The organism is Pseudomonas mendocina, from assembly GCA_037482215.1.
In the GTDB taxonomy this organism is placed as follows: domain Bacteria; phylum Pseudomonadota; class Gammaproteobacteria; order Pseudomonadales; family Pseudomonadaceae; genus Aquipseudomonas; species Aquipseudomonas mendocina_E.
Genome location: CP148074.1, coordinates 1,896,289 through 1,916,072, shown reverse-complemented (window position 1 = coordinate 1,916,072; position 19,784 = coordinate 1,896,289). Strand labels below are relative to the sequence as shown.

Genomic DNA, 19,784 nt, shown 5'->3' with positions numbered 1-19,784 from the left:
GCCCGCTGCACTCAGTCTTGCCAGATAACAGTTTCAGAACGCGCCTGCCAACGTTCGAAGTGATCTCGATAGGAGCCTTCGACCACATTGCGTTTAATCTTGAGCGTAGGCGTCAGGAAGCCGTTCTCTACCGTCCACACGTCATTCATGAGCACGAGGCTGTTTAGACGTTCATGCTGATCCAAGGCCTTATTGACCTCCTCCAGCAACTTTTTCAGGCTGCCTTCCAGATCGCTTCGTGCACCATTTGAAGCCTCATGGCGCCCCTCATCAGAGAGCACACACAAAGCAATAGGCTGCGGCATGCCATCGCCCACTACACAGACCTGCTCAATCCGGGAATGCTCACCGATACGGTTTTCGATTGGTGCGGGTGCCACGTACTTGCCTTTGGTGGTTTTAAAGATTTCCTTGATGCGCCCGGTCAAGCGCAGGTTCCCATCAGCGTCCTGCTCGCCTTTGTCGCCTGTGCGCAGGTAGCCATCCGGAGTAATCGTCTCGGCGGTCTTTTCCGGGTCTTTGTAGTAGCCCTGCATCGTGGCGCCGCTGCGAACTTGCACTTCACCCTCAGCAGAAATCCGCACCTCCACACCTGGGTTGTTCTGTCCGATCCAACCAAGTTTGAACATGCCCGGACGGCATACGTGGGAGTAACCACAGTTTTCGGTCATGCCATACACTTCCTGAATTTCCAGGCCGAGCCGGCGATACCACTTCAGCAGAGCCTCAGGTACAGGCGCGGCACCGGACAAGGCATAACGAACCGCATCAAGGCCAAGCCCTGCCAGCACTTTCTTACCGACGATTCGCCCAATAATGGGCAGTTTGAGCAGACGTTCCAGCTTCTGCTCCGGCATCTTGCTGAACACGCCAACCTGAAACTTGGTCCACAGCCGTGGAACGGAGAAGAACACTGTCGGCCTTGCACGACGCAAATCGTTTACAAACGTCTCCAAACTTTCGGCAAAGAACACCGTCTGCCCTGCGTAGATAGATGAAAGCTCGACAAACATGCGTTCAGCCACATGGCACAGAGGCAAATACGACAGCACCCGGTCTTTGTCCGTTACACCGAATAGCGCAGTGGCCTGGCCTGCTGCAAAGCCAAAATTACCGAAGTTGTGCATCACCCCTTTGGGCGTTCCGGTGGTGCCTGAGGTGTAAATGATGGTGGACAGCTGGTCAGCAGCTGGAAGTGGAGAATCCTTGATCGGCGTACACGCTTGCAGGTCGCTCCAGCTGTAATTGAACGTACCGGACGGATGCAGCGGCAGGCTGATTGTTGGCAACCCCTCAGGTAGCCCTGGGGCCATCGCCGCCCAGTCATCCAACTTGCCGATAAAAACCAGCTCTGACTCTGAATGTTCCAGCACCTGACGCATGGATTCGGCAGTCAGGTTTGGATACAGCGGTACGGACACATGCCCGGCCATCCAGATCGCCAGATCGGCGATGATCCAATGCGCGCAGTTCTTGGAAATGATTGCAATACGGCTGCCTTGAGGCAGCTCGCGGCTACGCAGCCAATTTGCCGCCCGCCTCGCCTGATCGGCGACATCACCCCAGGTCAGTTCCTGAAGCTGCCCGCCCACCAGAGGTTGCACCATATAGAGCTTGTTTGGGTGACGCGTTTCACGCTCATAAAACAGCTCGAGCGGCAGACGGATTGCTTCAGTCACGCGGAATACCTCCTTTGTTATTCTTGTGGAGCCTACCAAGCGATTGCTTGGTCGACTATTCCACGTACAAAGGGGTTATCGCAAGAGGGGAAATGTATCGTTGTGTAGTGATATGGGATTAATCGCGCATGGAATGGCGTAAATCCCGTAAATACATCAGACCAGTGGCAATGGCCTCGCCTTCTAACGCCGCAAGACTGGATGTGCCCATCGGTACGGGATCCTGACGATGCCCATTTACCAAAAGCCCCGCCAAATCCCCCACCAACGGCTGATGGCTGACCAGCAAAATATTTTGGTCGCTGTACTGATCCAATTGCTCAATCGCATGACGCGATGAGCTTTCAGGGGTGAGCCAAGAAACAGTCTCACGCACACCGCTGTAACCCAGCGCTTGGCAGAACAGCTCTGCCGTTTGCTGAGCGCGGATATACGGGCTAACCAGCACCCTCTGTAGGTGCTGGCCACGCATGGCCTCTGCGGCACGGCTGGCCTGTTGGCGGCCAAAATCCGTTAGCTCACGCTCAGCATCACTCTGGCGGGCAGGTTCGGCTTCACCATGGCGCAGCAGCCAAAGTTTCATGGCATTCCCCCAATCAGATTTTAGGTTCTTCGTCTCGTACCGGTTGTGCAGCTGGCGCTACTGTGTGCGGCTGCTCACCCTGAGGCGCCTGTGGGGTCGGCCAGTCAGCAAATGGCCAAGGCTTTTCATCTGTATTAAAGGTACCGAAGCGGCCGATTTGGGCGATGAACTGACTCAGGCTGTCCCCAAAACTCAACAAGCTCGCACTGGGTGCGCCATAGAAAAGCCGGTAGCCCAGCTGCACGACAACAACTGCCAGCAATACCAGCTCAGCCACTTGCCAAACGATGGCATAAATCACCATCCACAATACACGCAGCACAATGGATTCCCGCTGTAACGTCTTTTGTTCACCGCTCATTGTGTTCCCCTTTTAAGGCTTTACATCAAAAACCGCTGGTTGATATGAAATCCACGTCCGTTTTCGGCTCGCCACGCATCAATGCACCGATCACCTGATCAAGGGTGCGGCCCTCGAACAGAATGGCGTGCAAACCTGTCACCAGCGGCATATAAACCTGCATTTCCTCGGCCTTGGCTTTCAGCACCTTGATCGTGTTGACCCCCTCGGCAACCTCACCCAAGCGCGCTACGGCAGCCTCCAGCGTGAGCCCTTCACCTAAGGCATACCCCACTTGGTAGTTCCGGCTTTTAGAGGAAGAACAGGTGACGATGAGATCGCCCACCCCGGCCAAACCCAGGAATGTCATCGGATTGGCACCAAGCTTCACCGCAAAGCGGGTCATCTCTGCCAACGCCCGAGTGATGAGCATGCTTTTAGTGTTTTCACCCATGCCCATGGCGGCGGCCATACCGGCAATGATTGCATAGACATTCTTCAGAGCCCCGCCCAGCTCGACACCGAAACGGTCGCTGCTGGCATAGACACGGAACGTGCGGCCATGCAGGGCGGCCTGAACCTGGCGACACAAGTCTTCGTCTTCACTCGCTACTACGGAGGCCGTCAGTGCATTTTCAGCCACTTCGCGAGCCAAATTCGGACCTGACAGCACGCCAATGCGCGCCTCAGGAGCGATATCCTCAAGAATCTGACTCATCAACAGAAACGTGTTGGCTTCAATGCCCTTGGTCGTACTGACCAGCATCTTACCCTTCAATTGATCGGCCACCGGCTGCAGGGCCTGACGCAGGGCACTGGAAGGCAGAGCGACGAAGATCATTTGGCACTGCGCCAAGGTGGCAGATAAGTCAGTGACAGGCTCGACGCCAGAGTGAATCTTTATACCCTTCAGGTAGCGGGGATTTTCCCGGTCATTTTTAATCGCGGCTGCCTGCTCAGGGTCCCGCATCCAATGCAGAACTTGCTGGCCATTCTCAGCCAGCAAGTTGGCAATTGCAGTACCGAAGCTACCTCCACCTAGTACTGCAATAGGTTGTTTATCTGTCATAACGCTTCCGTGATAAGGCAGTGAATAGGCCAATGTTACGCATTATACGTCCACCACCCTGTACGGCCATACGCCACAGCCAATTCCAGTGATAGCAAATCGCCAAGCCTGATATACCATCCTGCTCAGGTAAAACCATAAAGATGGGCAACTTACAACATGACTGTGAGTTCTAAAATGTGGGCCGGGACACGATGCAAATCAGTACACTGCGCATATCTTTAAGCCTGCACACCTGAATGAGACCAGCAGTATGACTCTGATACGGGGATGGGGCATCCACGCACAAACACAGTTGATCAGTCTAGGGCCTGCCCTGGTTCTGACCGTGCTGTTATGCAGTTTCTTCGCCATTACCCGCTTGCATGATCTGCGTGAAGAGCGACTCCATTACGGTCAACAGATTGCCAGCCAACTCGCCCGCACTAGCACCATTGGGCTGGTTGAGCACAATCCAGAGATGCTTGATCTAGTGATTCAAGGCACCCTGCAAAGCTCACCCCAAATTCGTTTTCTGGAATTGCGCGATGGTGCTGGAAAACTGTTGCACTATGCCGAACAACCGGTCAGTACCGACATTGCACGCAGGCAGGTTGAAATTTTTCGTGCTCAGACCTTAAAGCCCGAAGCCTCTAACAATCCTGACGCTAAATCCAACGTGATTGGTCAAGTAATCGTGGGCATGTCCAATGACGATTTCACCTCACGTCAGAACGAGATTCTGTTAAAAGCAGTCCTGCTGGCTTTATTTGCCATGCTGCTAACATTTTTTCTAGCCCGCAGCCTGGCACGGCACCTATCACAGCCCTTAAGTGCCATGGGCAAAGCGGTCAATGCCATTCAAGCTGGCGATTACCACTCACATTTGCCGGAAGTTGGTAACGGCGAACTGGCCTCTCTGGCTCGTCATATCAATAACCTGGCAATGGGCCTTTCATTTGCCAGCGAAGAGCAGCAACGAGCCATGAGCCTGCTGATTCAGGCCCGCGAGCAGGCAGAACTGGCCAACCGTGCTAAGTCTGACTTTCTAGCCATGATGAGCCACGAACTGCGCACCCCCATGAATGGTGTATTGGGCATGTTGCAACTGCTCGAAACCACCGATTTGAGCCCGGAGCAGCGCGAATACACCATACTGGCCAAAGAGTCGACAGAGCACTTGCTGAAGATCTTCAACGACATGCTTGATTTCTCTCGCATTGAGCGAGGTGCGTTCGAGCTCGAGCGCATCCATTTCAGCCTGACGGAGCTACTACACAACTCGATCCAGCTATTCCAACACAATGCCCAGCAGCGTGGCCTAAAGCTAAATCTGGAAATGCAGGACGGAATGGAAAGCCTATACACCCAAGGCGACCCAACGCGTATTCGGCAGATACTGATCAACTTGATTGGTAACGCACTTAAGTTCACCGAAAAAGGCAGCATAAGCCTCCAGTGCAGCTATCAAGTGTTAGATAAGGATGTGTTATGGCTTACCTGTTCGGTTCATGACAGCGGTATCGGTATACCCGCAGAACGCCTAAGCAAGATATTCGACCCGTTCCAACAAGCCGACACATCGATATCAAGACGCTATGGAGGCACAGGCCTGGGCCTGCCCATTGCAAGATCCCTTGCTGAGCGCATGGGTGGCACATTGCGTGCCACCAGTTTGGAAGGCCAAGGCTCAGTGTTTACGCTGGAGCTTCCCCTGATTTGTGCTCATATCGAGGGTAGTATGTGCATACAAGCCACACCTGCATCGGCGCAAACTCAGGCAATACCCGTGTCTATCCAAAAGGATGGCAATAGGCTGCCTCCAAGCGCTGAAGCAGATGAACAACCTATCCATGACCTGCATGAGAGCTCAGACCACTCATCGGCAAGGCTGCAATAGGCTGTTACAGCACTGGCGCACCACCTACCGTGCCGCAAAGCGGACAGTTCTTGCCCAATCGCCACTGATACAGCTGCGTCTTGCCAATCTTCGTACATTGCACAACAGCTGAACCATCGCCGAGTGATTATTTGTTTTCAACGACGACAGGCTAGTCAACGTATACAATGTGCTGCCATATAATGCAGAGTACAACTGTACTCACAAATCTGTGACTTTCACTTCGTCGCAATAGTCTATGACTAGGCTGTTGGCTGGTGCAGCGCAACTGTGCCGCCCGCCATAACAATCCCCCAGCCTGGCGCATGGGACATATTGAGGAGCTCGCATGACCAAACAAAACGCCTTCACCCGGGAAGACCTGTTGCGCTGCAGCCGCGGCGAACTCTTCGGCCCAGGTAATGCGCAACTGCCCGCGCCGAACATGCTGATGATCGACCGCATTACCCATATCAGCGACGTTGGTGGCAAGTATGGCAAAGGCGAGATTGTAGCCGAGCTCGATATCACCCCTGATCTGTGGTTCTTCGCTTGCCACTTCGAAGGCGACCCTGTGATGCCTGGCTGCCTGGGCCTCGACGCCATGTGGCAACTCGTGGGCTTCCACCTCGGCTGGCAGGGTAACCCTGGCCGTGGCCGCGCCCTGGGCTCAGGTGAAGTGAAGTTCTTTGGTCAGGTACTGCCTACCGCCAAGAAAGTCACCTATAACATCCACATTAAACGCACCATCGCCCGCTCCCTGGTCCTGGCAATTGCCGACGGTACCGTCAGCGTCGACGGTCGCGAAATTTACAGCGCCGAAGGCCTGCGGGTCGGCCTGTTCACCTCTACCGACAGTTTCTAAAGGACTCTCTTCATGCGTCGCGTTGTGATTACCGGCCTGGGTATCGTTTCTTGCCTGGGCAATGACAAAGAGACCGTCTCCGCCAACCTGCGCGCTGGTCGCCCAGGTATCAGGCACAACCCGTCCTACGCTGAAATGGGGCTGCGCAGCCACGTTTCAGGTTCTGTTGATCTGAACCTCGAAGAGCTGATCGACCGCAAGCTGTTCCGCTTTATGGGCGATGCAGCTGCTTACGCCTACCTGGCAATGAATCAGGCCATTGCTGACTCTGGACTGACTCCTGAGCAAGTTTCCAATCCACGTACTGGCTTGGTTGCAGGTTCTGGCGGAGCTTCCACCCTGAACCAGATGGAAGCCATCGACACCCTGCGCGAAAAGGGCGTCAAGCGCATTGGCCCATACCGCGTAACCCGCACCATGGGTAGCACTGTATCGGCTTGCTTGGCTACGCCGTTCCAGATCAAAGGCCTGAACTACTCCATCTCCTCCGCCTGCGCGACCAGTGCCCACTGCATCGGCCACGCCATGGAGCAGATCCAGATGGGCAAACAAGACATCGTCTTTGCCGGTGGTGGTGAAGAAGAGCATTGGAGCCAGAGCTGCCTGTTCGACGCAATGGGCGCCCTCTCCACCCAGTACAATGACACGCCGGAGAAAGCCTCCCGCGCCTACGACGCTAAGCGTGACGGTTTCGTTATCGCCGGCGGCGGCGGTATGGTTATAGTCGAAGAACTGGAACATGCTCTCAAGCGCGGCGCCAAAATCTACGCCGAAATCATCGGCTACGGTGCAACCTCCGACGGTTACGACATGGTTGCTCCGAGCGGCGAAGGTGCAATCCGCTGCATGCAGCAGGCACTGTCCACGGTGAATACACCGATCGACTACCTGAACACCCATGGCACTTCTACTCCGGTTGGCGACGTGGCTGAAGCCCGTGGCATCCGCGAAGTGTTCGGCGACAAAGCCCCTGCCATCAGCTCCACCAAGAGCCTGTCGGGTCACTCTCTGGGCGCTGCTGGTGTTCACGAAGCGATCTACTGCATGCTGATGATGGAAGGCAACTTCATCGCCGGCTCCGCCAACATTGATGAGCTGGACCCTGAAGTGGCCGATCTGCCGATTCAGCGCACCACCATCGAAAATGCCAAAATCGACACCGTTATGAGCAACAGCTTCGGTTTCGGCGGCACTAACGCAACACTGGTGCTCAAGCGCTGGGCTGAATAAGCCGCACTTGCTACCAACAAAAACGGCACCTCAGGGTGCCGTTTTTTTTATGCTTGGATGTGATCCCAATCAGCGGACTTCAAAACGCTGTTCAGCCAGCTTGCGGTCCCCCTGGAACACCATGAAGTGCCAAGTGCCTTTCACAATTTCATGGTTCTCACTGAACTCAAATGCCATTACATCTTGTGCAGCGGCTGGCACCAGTTTCTGGTAAACCTCAAACTTGTCATGACGCTTGCCATCAGGCGTGATCACCCCGGGTGTGAAATACATAAGCGTCAGTGGCTGTTCGGCTTCAGTCTTACCAATCAAGGTATAGCGCAATCCAAATTTGGTACCCAGCGTTGCTGGGATAACTTCGGTGCGCTGAATTTCCTGATTACTGCGGGTCAAAACCCGTTCACCCGGCTGAAAGTTGTCGTACTGGCTGACAAAGACGCCGTACTCGACCGCCCCATCCAATTGGACATCCGCCTGCCCCAAGGTAGATGTACCCAGCAATACCGCCGCGACGGCAGCCCTGCAAACGTTATGCATGTTGTGCTCCTTTATTGAGTTGCCGAGAGCCTATGACGCTCACATGTCACACTCATGACAGAGCCATTGCACAGTTATTGCAGTTTTGGATTGCGCGGCAGAATCTCCAGAAAGTTGTCCCTGGCAACACGCCGCGCCACATCTTCTGGTAAGGCATCAAGAAACGGCACAAATCCTTGCATCGTTTCTTCGAGGCTGTCGAAATGCCCAACAACATCTGAGCCCAACATAAATCTTTTCGGGTAATCGCTGACCAGCTTTACCCACTTGGGGTCTGGCTGACCGTTTTTATCCAACAAATAGGGCTGCAAAAGCGTCCACGACAAGTCGATGTACAGATTCGGATACTGCTCAAGCATGCGCTGCAAATTGTCGTATAGAAACTTTAACTTCACCTGATGCCGATGCAGCTCCATGCTGGTGCCAGCATGAGCCCAGATGAAGCGCACATGAGGGTGGTTACGCAGCGACTCTTCTATTTCCGGCAAGTACAGCGGATTGCGCTCGCGCTTAGAGGTGATGTTCGAATGCAGCATCACAGGAAGATCATATTCAGCGGCCAGATGGAATACCCGCGCCAGCGCCTCGTTGTTCGCCCTGGCAGCCTCGCCGTGTATCAGTGCTGTGAGATCGTCATGGCGCGTGAAAATCTCTCCTATGCCCTGCCATAGACCTGGATCAAGCTCAAGCATCCGGCGTATATGCGCGTCAGCATTTTTATCAGTGGGATTAAAGCCAGAGAGAAAAGGATGAAAATGCCGCTGCTTGTCAGCAGGAAGATTTTTGTAAGCGTGTGCGATCCATACATCCGTAGCGCTGTACCAATAGGCATTGGCATCATCACCCGCGTAATAGCGCGGCCGTTTGGGCTCATCCTCATCCCACTTCTTCGCAACCGGAATACCTGAGAGCATTACGTGATCAATTCTGGCGGCTTGCATTTTCTCCAGCAGAACCTCCATCCCATCGCTCTCCTGGAAAAAATCCACGTAGTGAAGATGAGCGTCGCTGAAGCTGTACTCCCTAGCCTCAACCAACGAACTGATCATCCCCAGTACCATCATGCAGCCAATACGTATCATTGCACGTCCCTATTTTGCCCGTCTGAGTGTCTAACTCATGAAGCATAGATGACTGACAGCGCTAGCCAACGTTCATCTCTAATGCCTTTTTCGAGACTGGCTTGAGGCGTCAGCCTAGGCTAGGCTGCGTGCTTAACTCATGGAAGCGGAGTTCGTATGATCAATGTAAAAACTGAAAAAGGCCTTCTGCACCGCATTGAAATTGGTGCTCACACACTGCATACGGATGTCAGTGAGGCCCTAGGCGGCACAGGACAGGCTCCTGATCCCCACGATTACTTTGACACCGCGCTGGGCGCCTGTAAGGCTCTTACCTTGACCCTCTTCGCCAAGCAACGCGGAATACCTCTGGAAAGCGTTGATGTACAACTCAGCCGTGACAACAGCGAAGAGCGCAAAGGCTTATACCGGCTCAATGTTGAGCTAAACCTGCATGGTGTGCTGGAAGACGCCCAGCGTGAACAACTGCTGCGTATCGCTGACAAATGCCCTATACACAAGCTGATGACCAGCACAGAGGTTGAAATCACCACCACGTTGGGCGAAACCCCGCATGGCTGATTACCTCGTAACCCAGGCTCGCCCTGAGCTACTGCTCGGGCAGCCGATTGTGCGGGCAATGCCGGTCGCCAAATGCCGCAACGTCGGCCCATTTGTCTTCTTCGACCACATTAGCGAACACCACTTTCAACCGGGCTCGGGAGTGGATATTGGACAGCACCCGCATATCGGCCTGTCCACCCTCTCCTATCTTTTTGAAGGGCAACTCCAGCATAAAGACAGCCTTGGTTCTGACCAACTCGTTGAGGCTGGAGATGTCAGCTGGATGACCGCCGGGCATAGCATCACCCACGTCGAAAGAACGCCCGAAGCGCTAGTTAGATCAGGCTCAAAAGTGCATGGCACCCAGCTATGGGTTGCGCTGCCTGCAGAGGAAGAGGAATGTGAGCCCAGTTACAGCCACCACCCCAAATCTACCCTGCCACGCAGTGAAAGTATGGGAGTGGAAATCTGTGTCATCGCCGGAAGTGGCTTCTGCATGGAATCCCCGGCACCTATGCGCTCCCCCGCCATTTATGCCGAGTTGAAGATGGCCGCGGGTACTGCCTTACCAATACCCCCCGAATACACTGAACGAGCCCTGTATCTCGTCAAAGGTGAAGTGTTGGTGGATGACATAGCACTGCCGGAGCTGGGGCTGATGCAATTACCGGAAGGTGAAACCTGCACCATAACAGCCTGCGGTGAAAGTCACCTACTGTTGATTGGCGGCGAACCGCTTGGCCCACGCAGGATGTTCTGGAACTTTGTTTCAACCCGCCCAGAGTTGATTGCCCAAGCTCGCGAGCGCTGGAGCAGTGGAGACTGGCCGGAAGTACCTGGAGAAACTGATCGTATCGAGTACAACTGAGCCATTAATACGGGAAGCCCTCCGGCTTCCCGATCTGGTTTTCAGCGGCCAAACACCTCAGTAAAAAAATCATCCATCGCCTTATAGGCTCGTTCAGCCGCAACCGGATGATATTCAGCAAAACCCGGTACATTGGCCTGCGGACTGGTAAAAGAATGAACTGCTCCGCCATATGTCACAAACTGCCAGTCCGCTTTTGTCGCCTTCATTTCGGTAATGAACGCGTCAACTTGCGCTTGCGGAACAATCGGATCATCAGCCCCGTGCAGAACTAAAACAGGAGCTTTAATGTTTTGCGCATCGGCAGGCTGGGGCGTATCGAGGCTGCCATGAAACGAGACAAAACCCTTCAAGTCCGAGCCTGAGCGGGCTAGTTCTAGAATCGTACAACCTCCAAAACAGAATCCCACTGCACCCAGTTGTTCTGTGTTAATAGTCAGTTCAGCCGCCCGAGTCCTAAGAAAATCGACCGCCCCCTGAGCGCGCTTTCGTAACAGACTGCGATCACCCGCCCGCAATTGCTCAGTGAGCTCCTGAGCCTCTTCGGTATTGGCAGGTCTGGTTTCTTTGCCATAAACATCTGCGACCAGTACTACGTAGCGTTCACCAGCCACTTGCGCAGCATTCTCAGCAGCGTCCCGATTCAACCCCAGCCAGTTCGGCACCATCACCAACCCCGGACGCAAACCTGTCACACCGGCTGCACGAACCAACAGCCCCTCAAAGGATTTACCTTCGACTTCATACGTCACCGACTCAACAACAAAATCCTTCTCACTATCACGTATCTGTACAGCCAATGTCGCGGGAATAGAAGACGTAGCCATGGCCATTTCCTTTAAGTCATTTATCTGACAACGCTCTTAGGTTTCAGGGCTTACAAACAGAAAAGCCCGCTTTCGCGGGCTTTTCGTTAGTCCTGCCGTTAGGCAGACAGCTCAACCAAGAGCTTGTTCAGACGCTGCACATAAGCCGCCGGGTCTTTAGGCGTATCGCCTGCGGCCAGAGCTGCTTGGTCGAACAGGATCAGGCTTAGGTCAGCAAAACGGTCTTCATCAGCCTCAGCATCCAACTTCTCGATCAGCGGATGAGTCGGGTTGAATTCGAAGATCGGCTTGGACTCAGGCACCTTCTGCCCACTGGCTTCCAGAATCTGGCGCATTTGCAAGCCAAGGTCCTGCTCACCGATGGCCAGAATCGCCGGCGAATCAGTCAGGCGATGCGATACACGCACCTCCGCCACCTGCTCACCCAATGCAGTTTTCAAGCGCTCGACCAGCTCTTCTTTAGACTTAGCGACTTCCTCTTGAGCCTTCTTGTCTTCTTCGCTGTCCAGCTTGCCGAGGTCCAGATCACCACGAGCCACATCGACAAACTGCTTACCATCGAAGTCAGTCAGGTAGCTCATCAGCCACTCATCAATACGATCGGTCAGCAGCAGTACTTCGATGCCCTTCTTGCGGAAGACCTCGAGATGCGGGCTGTTTTTAACATGGGCATAGGACTCACCGGTGAGGTAGTAAATCTTGTCCTGCCCCTCAGCCATGCGCGCTACATAATCAGCCAAGGCAACGCTCTGCTCGCCATTTTCGGTCTGGGTGGAAGCGAAGCGCAGCAGTCCTGCAATCTTCTCTTTGTTGGCGAAATCTTCTGCTGGGCCTTCCTTCAGCACTTGCCCGAAGTTTTTCCAGAAACCTTGGTACTTCTCAGGCTCGTTTTTAGCCAGCTTCTCTAGCATGTCGAGGACACGCTTGGTCAGTGCCGATTTCATCGAGTCGATGATTGGGTCTTTCTGCAGAATCTCACGAGAGACGTTCAGGGACAGGTCATTGGAGTCCACCACACCCTTGATGAAGCGCAGGTACAAGGGCAGGAACGACTCAGCCTGATCCATCACAAATACACGCTGCACATACAGTTTCAGGCCACGCGGTGCTTCACGCTGATACAGATCAAACGGTGCACGAGCCGGGGTATACAGCAGCGAGGTGTACTCCAGCTTACCCTCGACCTTGTTATGGCTCCAGCTCAGCGGGTTTTCGAAATCATGGCCAATGTGTTTGTAGAACTCTTGGTACTCGTCGTCTGTAATTTCGGTACGAGGGCGGGTCCACAGCGCGCTGGCACGGTTAACAGTTTCCCATTCAACCTCAGCCGGCTTGTCTTTCTCATCACCGTGGAACTCTTTCGGCAATTCAATCGGCAACGCGATGTGATCGGAATACTTTTTGATGATGTTGCGCAGGCGCCAGCCATCAGCGAACTCTTCTTCGCCAGCTTTCAGGTGCAGCACAATGCGCGTACCACGCTCAGCTTTATCGATGGTGGCAATTTCAAAATCACCCTCACCTTTGCTCGACCAGTGGACACCTTCATTGGCAGGTGTACCGGCACGGCGACTGTAAACATCTACTTTGTCAGCAACAATAAAGGCTGAATAAAAGCCCACACCAAACTGACCGATCAGGTGCGAGTCTTTTTTCTGATCGCCTGTCAGTTGTTTCATGAAATCAGCAGTGCCGGACTTGGCGATAGTGCCCAGATGGGTAATCGCGTCTTCGCGGTTCATACCAATACCGTTATCTTCAAGCGTTACGGTTTTGGCATCTTTGTCGAAGCTGACACGAATTTTCAGATCAGCACCGCCCTCAAGCAGCTCTGGCTTGGCCAGTGCTTCAAAGCGCAGCTTGTCAGAGGCATCGGATGCGTTGGAAATCAGCTCACGAAGGAAGATTTCCTTATTGGAATACAGCGAATGGATCATCAGATGAAGCAGTTGCTTCACCTCGGTCTGGAAGCCCAGCGTTTCTTTTTGAGTCTCCACACTCATGGTCTCTTACTCCACTTTATTTACGATGCCGGAGTTCGGCGGATGTAAAAAAGGTGGGGGCAAGTCTTAGCTTTTCAAGGGCTTGCTTGAATATTCAATAAGAGTCGCTCAACAACTCGCCTACAAACGGAGACTGTATGCCTTTGAGCCACAGGCGAGCTGCTAGGTATATTGACGTGATCAGCCGGGCGCTTACGGCTCGTCTACTTTGAAATGGGCGCGCGCTGTTGCGATCGGCTCAGTCTGATTAGTCTGCCAAGCCGTAATTGCCACGTTGGCAACCCGCTTGCCTTGACGCCATACCTGACATTGAGCGTAAGTATCTCGGAAGTGTCCGGCGCGAAGATAATCAATCGAGAAGTCGATGATTTTCGGTAAATGGGGAATCCCCATAAACACCAGCAAGTGCATCATCGCCGAATGCTCCATAAACCCGGCGATAACACCTCCATGTAGGGCTGGCAGGGTTGGATTACCGATGCTGTCGCGATTAGCAGGCAAGCGGAACACCATATCGTCCCCTAAGCGCAGACACTCCATACCCAATAACTTTGCATACGGCATCAAATCAATAAGCGAGTCATAGTTGTCTCGCTCATGGGCTTCTTTCACTAACTGATTGAGGTTAAGAGCAGACATCAAGCGCCCCCCTTCACGTTAGCCAAGGAGTCTTTTCCCATGGTTGCAGCCTTACCCATTCGCATAAAAGTCCCGACCACATGAGCGACTGGCTGGGCAGGATCATCCTGATAGGCATAACCGCGCGTAAAGATCACGTTGGGTGTCACGCGATAACACTCAGCAAAACCGAACACATCCTTATGAGGTTCTGCAGGCCGCATATAATCAATTCGCAAGTCCAGCGTTGGGCATATTTCAAAATCAGGCAATACACACACGGTTGATATGCCGCACGTGGTATCCATCAAGGTAGTAATTGCACCGCCATGAATAACACCTGTTTCAGGATTGCCTACAATGTTAGGACTGTAGGGCAATTTAAGTGTCAGGCCCTGCGGTTCGGCGCTGTGTACGCTCATAGCCAAGACCTGGCAATGGCGTAATGCTGAGAGGAAAAGCTGTGCCCGCTCAAATATCGGGTTAGTGCTCATGAAAGGATCTCACCGAACAAACTGCCAAGGGAGTGAGCATAATACCCGTTAGAGCTCTGCAGCCACATAGGTCTGAGCAAAATGCAGTAACGCTCAGTAATTACAGGGAACTTCGTCGAATTGGCGCTGTTTAATAAATGTGCCTGGTTTAACCAGACATTCATCTATAAAAAGGACAACTGACTTATGCAAAAGCCTTTCACTTATGCACTGCTGCTCGCTTCCGCACTGTTCCTCGCTGCCTGCGAAAAAACACCGGAAGACAAGATGCAGTCTGCCAAAGAGTCTGCTTCTGAGGCTGTGGAATCGCTTGGTGATGCCGCGAAGAAAACCGGCGAAGCTATCGAACAAAAGACCAATGAAGCTCTCGGTCGTGAACCCACCACTGGTGAAAAACTTGAAGACGCAGCTGACAGCGTTTCAGATGCCGTACAAGACGCCGGGGATGAGATTAAAGATGCCGTAGACGGCAACTAATCTTCACTCCGAAATAAAAAGGCCCGCAGTAGCGGGCCTTTTTACATTCACGGGATATCTTTAGTCTGGTCGAACATCGGAGTCTGGGTATAAACCATGACTTCCAGAACAGAAGAATGGAACTCTCGGCGATACAGCACAAACACAACACCGGCCGTCATTAACATGAAGAACCATGGATTGATGAACCACGCCAATGTAGCCATACCGAAGTAATAAGCACGCAGGCCTTGGTTGAACTGATTAGCCGCAAGGGAAATCACCCGAGCCGTCCGCTCCGCAAAAGACTGCCGCTCCTGCTCGGTGACATGCCTCTCCCCCACCATCGGTGCCGAACCAACCAGTACTGCCGCAAAATTGTACTGGCGCATACACCAGCTGAAGGTGAAGAAGGCATAAACAAACACCAGCCCCAAACACAACAGCTTAACCTCTGAAAGACCGCGACTGGCAACCTGTACGAACGGCAAGTCCGCCAATAAAGAAACGGCACGCTCAGACGCACCTAATACCGTCAAAATACCCGCAAGAATGATGAGGGTACTTGAAGCAAAGAACGAGGCATTGCGCTCGAGATTACCGATCACGTTGGCATCGGCTATACGGTTGTCCCGAAGCAACATACGTCGCATCCAGTCTTCCCGATACAAGTGCAATACACTGGCCAAACAAGGGGTAGTAAGTCCTTTCCACCTTGCATACCGGGTATAACCGGCCCAACAGAAGACGAACCATAATGCAGCAAGCAGGTGGGGCAGATATTCATTGCTGATAGTCATGGCAGCTCCTAATAACCTATGAGCAATTATAAACAAGCCAACCCAGAAGCTGCGCAATAAAAAGGCCGCTCAATTGAGCGGCCTTTTGTCTACTCTGCTGTTTTCAGCAAATTGCTGTCAGCGGGTTGTCCGAGCAATCGGTCAACCACAACAGCTATCACCAAGGTGATCAATGCCGGTGTGAGCCAACCTAGGCTCATTTCAGCAAATGGTAACTTCCCGAATATCTCAGGGACCAGTGCTTTCCACGGGGTAGCACCGATCCCATCTGCCACCCCAAAGATCAGAGTGACCGCCATAACCGGCACAAAGATCCTCGACTGAGATAGCCACAGGCGATTCGCCAAACTCAATGCCACCAACACAATAGCCAGCGGATAGAGCCCCACCAGCACCGGGACAGATACGCTGATCAACTGGGTAAGCCCCTGGTTAGCCACTGCCATGCTGAACAGACCAAAACCAATTACAACCGTCCGGTACGAAACAGGGAACAGCTTGCTGAAAAACTCACCACACGCGCTCAGTAGGCCGACGGCAGTAGTCACACACGCAAGGACGATAACAACAGCCAACAACAAACTGCCTTTGTCACCAAAGGTGTGATTTACATAGCTGGCCAGAATCTGTCCGCCGTTCTGTGCATCGGCAGCAATACCGCTACTGGTAGCACCAAGATAGAACAGAGACAGGTAAACCAAGGACAGGCCGATAGCTGCAATGATGCCTGCAATGATGGAGTAGCGAGTTACCAGAGCGCCGTCATTAACCCCTCTATCGCGAATTGCCGTCGCAATCACGATACCGAACACCAGAGCCCCCAACGCATCCATAGTCAGATAGCCCTGTAGGAAACCTTGAACCATAGGAGCCGAACGGTACTCATCGGTAACTTGAGAAATTTCGCCTGCCGGAGCAAACACGCCCGCCATGCCCAACACCAGCAACCCCGTGAGCAATACCGGCGTGATCACCTTACCCACACGGTCGACCAAACGCCCAGGGTTAAGGGACAAGAACAGCACAATCCCGAAATAACCTACGGTATACAAGAATAGAGGTAATGGCTTATTGCCGGTAAATGGGGCAACACCAATTTCAAATGATGCAACGGCGGTACGAGGCGTCGCAAACAGTGGGCCGATAGCCAGATAAACCGCAACAGCCAGGATTGCACCGGCCACTTTACCCAGAGGCAAGGTCAGCGTATCCATACCCCCACCCACACGAGCCAATGCCACCACAGTCAGCAGCGGTAAGCCTACGCCCGTAAGCAAAAACCCAAGAGCCGCGGGCATAAGGTTCTCACCAGCAGCAAGCCCTGCGCTGGGAGGAAAGATGATATTGCCTGCACCTAAGAAAAGTGCAAACGTCATGAAGCCAAGGGCAAGGAGGTCCAAGCCTTTCAAACGAGTCATAGAGGGAAATACCACAAACAGATAATAGAAAGCTCCGAGGTTTCCCGAAGGATCGGGGGAAACGTTACTCAGCGGGATAAGCTGAGCCAGTATTAGGCACGACTCGCTTTTGGCGACGTCATGCAAAGTCGATAAGGGTAGCGAAAATACGGCATTTGCAGTGGTTGCAGTCGACAAACTGTCGAAATACTGAATCCTACTGTCGCATCAGCAACAGTTGCGTCAGCAGCATTGAAACAAAAAAGGCCACCCGAGGGTGGCCTTTTCCATTCAAAAACGATTAAGCGTTTTTGACTTCCCAACCGGTCAGTTCGGCCAGGGCCTTACCGATGTCCGCCAGGGAACGCACGGTTTTAACACCTGCGTCTTGCAGAGCAGCAAACTTCTCGTCAGCAGTGCCTTTACCGCCGGAGATGATTGCACCTGCGTGGCCCATGCGCTTACCAGCCGGTGCAGTAACACCCGCGATGTAAGACACAACAGGCTTGGTCACATTAGCCTTGATGAAAGCTGCGGCCTCTTCTTCAGCGCTACCGCCGATCTCACCGATCATCACGATCGCTTCGGTCTGCGGGTCTTCCTGGAACAGCTTCAGGATGTCGATGAAGTTGGAACCCGGAATCGGGTCACCACCGATACCCACGCAAGTGGACTGGCCGAAACCAGCGTCAGTGGTCTGCTTAACAGCTTCATAAGTCAGGGTGCCGGAACGGGAAACGATACCGACTTTACCTGGCAGGTGAATGTGACCGGGCATGATGCCGATCTTGCACTCGCCCGGAGTGATAACGCCAGGGCAGTTAGGGCCGATCAGGCGAACGCCCAGCTCGTCACACTTAACTTTGGCATCCAGCATGTCCAGGGTAGGAATGCCTTCGGTGATGCACACGATCAGCTTGATGCCGCCGAAAGCAGCTTCCAGGATCGAGTCTTTGCAGAAAGGAGCCGGTACGTAGATAACCGAAGCTTCAGCGCCGGTTGCTTCTACCGCTTCTTTCACAGTGTTGAACACTGGCAGGCCCAGGTGAGTGGTGCCGCCTTTGCCCGGCGTTACGCCACCAACCATCTTGGTGCCGTAGGCAATCGCTTGTTCGCTGTGGAAAGTACCTTGGGAGCCGGTGAAGCCCTGGCAGATAACCTTGGTATCTTTATTGATCAGGACGCTCATTATTTGCCCTCCGCAGCTTTAACAACTTGTTGAGCAGCGTCGGTCAGGCTGGTAGCAGCGATGATGTTCAAACCGCTTTCTGCCAATACTTTAGCGCCCAGCTCAGCGTTGTTGCCCTCAAGGCGAACAACAACCGGAATTTTAACGCCAACTTCTTTCACTGCACCGATGATGCCTTCGGCAATCATGTCGCAACGAACGATACCGCCGAAGATGTTGACCAGCACTGCAGCAACGTTGGAGTCGGACAGGATGATCTTGAAGGCTTCGGTTACGCGCTCTTTAGTTGCACCACCACCTACGTCGAGGAAGTTGGCTGGCTTACCGCCGTGCAGGTTGACGATGTCCATGGTACCCATGGCCAGGCCAGCGCCGTTAACCATGCAACCGATGTTACCTTCCAGTGCTACATAGTTCAGTTCGAACTGAGCAGCGTGCGCTTCGCGCGGATCGTCCTGAGACGGATCGTGGAAAGTCTTCAGCTTAGGCTGACGGTACATTGCGTTGGCATCAATGTTGACCTTGGCATCCAGGCAGTGCAGATCGCCATCAGTTTTGATAACCAGCGGGTTCACTTCCAGCAGTGCCAGATCGTGATCCTGGAACAGCTTGGCCAGACCTACGAAGATCTTGGCGAATTGGTTCACTTGCTTACCCTCCAGGCCCAGCTGGAAAGCCAACTCGCGACCTTGGAACGGCTGAGCGCCAACCAAAGGATCGATAGTGGCCTTGAGGATTTTCTCAGGGGTTTCGTGCGCTACTTTCTCGATGTCCACACCACCTTCAGTGGAGGCCATGAAAACGATGCGACGGCTGGAACGGTCAACAACCGCGCCCAGATACAGCTCTTTAGCGATATCGGTGCAGGACTCGACCAGGATCTTGCTCACTGGTTGACCATTTGCGTCTGTCTGGTAAGTCACCAGACGCTTGCCCAGCCAGTTGGCAGCGAAGGCTTTGGCGTCTTCTTTGCTCTTGACCAGTTTCACGCCGCCCGCTTTACCGCGGCCACCAGCGTGGACCTGAGCCTTGACGACCCACTCAGTGCCACCGATTTTTTCGCAAGCTGCTGCGGCTTCTTCCGGAGTGTCTACCGCGAAGCCTTTGGATACGGGCAGGCCGTATTCAGCGAACAGCTGCTTACCCTGATACTCATGGAGATTCATGCTTGTCTACCGTCTTCGTTTTAGGTATTGCGCATACGATGCTGCACTTATGGTGCCGCACCACCTTTGACTGCCTGTGACAGTCCGACTGTTTTCCGCGCGGCTAGAAGGCCGGACGCGGGCCATCAGCCGTGGTTCCTTATAGCCAGAACCGCTCTGCCCTTACTGCATCACAGCAAT

At 53.5% G+C, this 19,784-nt stretch carries 20 protein-coding genes; 6 read left to right on the top strand and 14 right to left on the bottom strand.

Annotated features, from left to right (window positions below; all coding sequences use genetic code 11):
* Nucleotides 1–11: 11 nt before the first annotated feature.
* From WG219_08665 to WG219_08650, 4 genes are all read right to left on the bottom strand, one after another.
* Entirely contained in the window at nt 12–1,679 is a 1,668-nt protein-coding gene (locus WG219_08665) for an AMP-binding protein (GenBank protein WXL27510.1), read from the bottom strand.
* A 118-nt stretch (nt 1,680–1,797) separates the two neighbouring features.
* Complete coding sequence (gene sixA / locus WG219_08660) at nt 1,798–2,262, bottom strand: phosphohistidine phosphatase SixA (protein ID WXL27509.1); 465 nt, start codon at nt 2,260–2,262, stop codon at nt 1,798–1,800.
* A gap of 13 nt (nt 2,263–2,275) precedes the next feature.
* Entirely contained in the window at nt 2,276–2,623 is a 348-nt protein-coding gene (locus WG219_08655; GenBank protein WXL27508.1) for a DUF4389 domain-containing protein, read from the bottom strand.
* Between the two features lie 25 nt (nt 2,624–2,648).
* Nucleotides 2,649–3,671, bottom strand: a complete 1,023-nt coding sequence (locus WG219_08650) for an NAD(P)H-dependent glycerol-3-phosphate dehydrogenase (protein ID WXL27507.1) — start codon at nt 3,669–3,671, stop codon at nt 2,649–2,651.
* Nucleotides 3,672–3,924: 253 nt separating this feature from the next.
* Here WG219_08650 and WG219_08645 point away from each other — a divergent pair, with 253 nt between their 5' ends.
* From WG219_08645 to fabB, 3 genes are all read left to right on the top strand, one after another.
* Nucleotides 3,925–5,550, top strand: a complete 1,626-nt coding sequence (locus WG219_08645; GenBank protein WXL27506.1) for an ATP-binding protein — start codon at nt 3,925–3,927, stop codon at nt 5,548–5,550.
* A gap of 328 nt (nt 5,551–5,878) precedes the next feature.
* Nucleotides 5,879–6,394, top strand: coding sequence for a 3-hydroxyacyl-[acyl-carrier-protein] dehydratase FabA (gene fabA, locus WG219_08640; GenBank protein WXL27505.1), 516 nt, complete (start codon nt 5,879–5,881; stop codon nt 6,392–6,394).
* 12 nt (nt 6,395–6,406) lie between these two features.
* Nucleotides 6,407–7,624 (top strand): beta-ketoacyl-ACP synthase I, encoded by a 1,218-nt coding sequence (gene fabB / locus WG219_08635; GenBank protein WXL27504.1) that lies wholly within the window; start codon nt 6,407–6,409, stop codon nt 7,622–7,624.
* A gap of 69 nt (nt 7,625–7,693) precedes the next feature.
* Here the strand turns inward: fabB and WG219_08630 are convergent, their stop codons facing one another.
* Together WG219_08630 and WG219_08625 are read right to left on the bottom strand one after the other, a co-directional pair.
* On the bottom strand, nt 7,694–8,161 hold the full coding sequence (locus WG219_08630; protein ID WXL27503.1) for a DUF3859 domain-containing protein: 468 nt from the start codon (nt 8,159–8,161) through the stop codon (nt 7,694–7,696).
* A 74-nt stretch (nt 8,162–8,235) separates the two neighbouring features.
* The gene (locus tag WG219_08625) at nt 8,236–9,243 is read right to left on the bottom strand and encodes an amidohydrolase family protein (protein ID WXL27502.1); all 1,008 of its coding nucleotides are present in this window, start codon (nt 9,241–9,243) and stop codon (nt 8,236–8,238) included.
* 156 nt (nt 9,244–9,399) lie between these two features.
* Here WG219_08625 and WG219_08620 point away from each other — a divergent pair, with 156 nt between their 5' ends.
* Nucleotides 9,400–9,804 (top strand): OsmC family protein, encoded by a 405-nt coding sequence (locus WG219_08620; GenBank protein ID WXL27501.1) that lies wholly within the window; start codon nt 9,400–9,402, stop codon nt 9,802–9,804.
* Complete coding sequence (locus WG219_08615) at nt 9,797–10,654, top strand: pirin family protein (GenBank protein WXL27500.1); 858 nt, start codon at nt 9,797–9,799, stop codon at nt 10,652–10,654. Before WG219_08620 ends, WG219_08615 begins: the two co-directional genes overlap by 8 nt.
* A gap of 41 nt (nt 10,655–10,695) precedes the next feature.
* On the opposite strand, the gene WG219_08610 is transcribed toward WG219_08615, so the two are convergent.
* The 4 genes from WG219_08610 to WG219_08595 form a co-directional block, all read right to left on the bottom strand.
* The gene (locus WG219_08610; GenBank protein ID WXL27499.1) at nt 10,696–11,481 is read right to left on the bottom strand and encodes a dienelactone hydrolase family protein; all 786 of its coding nucleotides are present in this window, start codon (nt 11,479–11,481) and stop codon (nt 10,696–10,698) included.
* Between the two features lie 98 nt (nt 11,482–11,579).
* A complete protein-coding gene (gene htpG / locus WG219_08605; protein ID WXL27498.1) occupies nt 11,580–13,484 on the bottom strand; it encodes a molecular chaperone HtpG in 1,905 nt (634 codons plus the stop codon).
* A 192-nt stretch (nt 13,485–13,676) separates the two neighbouring features.
* Complete coding sequence (locus WG219_08600; GenBank protein WXL27497.1) at nt 13,677–14,123, bottom strand: PaaI family thioesterase; 447 nt, start codon at nt 14,121–14,123, stop codon at nt 13,677–13,679.
* On the bottom strand, nt 14,123–14,596 hold the full coding sequence (locus WG219_08595; protein WXL27496.1) for a PaaI family thioesterase: 474 nt from the start codon (nt 14,594–14,596) through the stop codon (nt 14,123–14,125). The genes WG219_08600 and WG219_08595 overlap by 1 nt, the downstream gene beginning before the upstream one ends.
* A gap of 186 nt (nt 14,597–14,782) precedes the next feature.
* Between WG219_08595 and WG219_08590 the strand changes: the two genes are divergently transcribed.
* The gene (locus tag WG219_08590) at nt 14,783–15,073 is read left to right on the top strand and encodes a hypothetical protein (GenBank protein WXL27495.1); all 291 of its coding nucleotides are present in this window, start codon (nt 14,783–14,785) and stop codon (nt 15,071–15,073) included.
* A 47-nt stretch (nt 15,074–15,120) separates the two neighbouring features.
* Here the strand turns inward: WG219_08590 and WG219_08585 are convergent, their stop codons facing one another.
* The 4 genes from WG219_08585 to sucC all read right to left on the bottom strand — a co-directional run bounded on the left by WG219_08585 (nt 15,121) and on the right by sucC (nt 19,604).
* Complete coding sequence (locus WG219_08585) at nt 15,121–15,852, bottom strand: DUF599 family protein (GenBank protein WXL27494.1); 732 nt, start codon at nt 15,850–15,852, stop codon at nt 15,121–15,123.
* A gap of 89 nt (nt 15,853–15,941) precedes the next feature.
* Complete coding sequence (gene brnQ, locus WG219_08580) at nt 15,942–17,270, bottom strand: branched-chain amino acid transport system II carrier protein (protein ID WXL27493.1); 1,329 nt, start codon at nt 17,268–17,270, stop codon at nt 15,942–15,944.
* Nucleotides 17,271–17,550: 280 nt separating this feature from the next.
* On the bottom strand, nt 17,551–18,438 hold the full coding sequence (gene sucD / locus WG219_08575; GenBank protein WXL27492.1) for a succinate--CoA ligase subunit alpha: 888 nt from the start codon (nt 18,436–18,438) through the stop codon (nt 17,551–17,553).
* The gene (gene sucC, locus WG219_08570; protein ID WXL27491.1) at nt 18,438–19,604 is read right to left on the bottom strand and encodes an ADP-forming succinate--CoA ligase subunit beta; all 1,167 of its coding nucleotides are present in this window, start codon (nt 19,602–19,604) and stop codon (nt 18,438–18,440) included. The genes sucD and sucC overlap by 1 nt, the downstream gene beginning before the upstream one ends.
* Nucleotides 19,605–19,784 lie beyond the last annotated feature (180 nt).

Bases quoted from the DNA above. Each gene is read 5' to 3' on its own strand.
- sixA (WXL27509.1), bottom strand. From the start codon at position 2,262: ATGAAACTTTGGCTGCTGCGCCATGGTGAAGCCGAACCTGCCCGCCAG.
- WG219_08655 (WXL27508.1), bottom strand. From the start codon at position 2,623: ATGAGCGGTGAACAAAAGACGTTACAGCGGGAATCCATTGTGCTGCGT.
- WG219_08650 (WXL27507.1), bottom strand. From the start codon at position 3,671: ATGACAGATAAACAACCTATTGCAGTACTAGGTGGAGGTAGCTTCGGT.
- WG219_08645 (WXL27506.1), top strand. From the start codon at position 3,925: ATGACTCTGATACGGGGATGGGGCATCCACGCACAAACACAGTTGATC.
- fabA (WXL27505.1), top strand. From the start codon at position 5,879: ATGACCAAACAAAACGCCTTCACCCGGGAAGACCTGTTGCGCTGCAGC.
- fabB (WXL27504.1), top strand. From the start codon at position 6,407: ATGCGTCGCGTTGTGATTACCGGCCTGGGTATCGTTTCTTGCCTGGGC.
- WG219_08630 (WXL27503.1), bottom strand. From the start codon at position 8,161: ATGCATAACGTTTGCAGGGCTGCCGTCGCGGCGGTATTGCTGGGTACA.
- WG219_08625 (WXL27502.1), bottom strand. From the start codon at position 9,243: ATGATACGTATTGGCTGCATGATGGTACTGGGGATGATCAGTTCGTTG.
- WG219_08620 (WXL27501.1), top strand. From the start codon at position 9,400: ATGATCAATGTAAAAACTGAAAAAGGCCTTCTGCACCGCATTGAAATT.
- WG219_08615 (WXL27500.1), top strand. From the start codon at position 9,797: ATGGCTGATTACCTCGTAACCCAGGCTCGCCCTGAGCTACTGCTCGGG.
- WG219_08610 (WXL27499.1), bottom strand. From the start codon at position 11,481: ATGGCTACGTCTTCTATTCCCGCGACATTGGCTGTACAGATACGTGAT.
- htpG (WXL27498.1), bottom strand. From the start codon at position 13,484: ATGAGTGTGGAGACTCAAAAAGAAACGCTGGGCTTCCAGACCGAGGTG.
- WG219_08600 (WXL27497.1), bottom strand. From the start codon at position 14,123: ATGTCTGCTCTTAACCTCAATCAGTTAGTGAAAGAAGCCCATGAGCGA.
- WG219_08595 (WXL27496.1), bottom strand. From the start codon at position 14,596: ATGAGCACTAACCCGATATTTGAGCGGGCACAGCTTTTCCTCTCAGCA.
- WG219_08590 (WXL27495.1), top strand. From the start codon at position 14,783: ATGCAAAAGCCTTTCACTTATGCACTGCTGCTCGCTTCCGCACTGTTC.
- WG219_08585 (WXL27494.1), bottom strand. From the start codon at position 15,852: ATGACTATCAGCAATGAATATCTGCCCCACCTGCTTGCTGCATTATGG.
- brnQ (WXL27493.1), bottom strand. From the start codon at position 17,270: ATGACTCGTTTGAAAGGCTTGGACCTCCTTGCCCTTGGCTTCATGACG.
- sucD (WXL27492.1), bottom strand. From the start codon at position 18,438: ATGAGCGTCCTGATCAATAAAGATACCAAGGTTATCTGCCAGGGCTTC.
- sucC (WXL27491.1), bottom strand. From the start codon at position 19,604: ATGAATCTCCATGAGTATCAGGGTAAGCAGCTGTTCGCTGAATACGGC.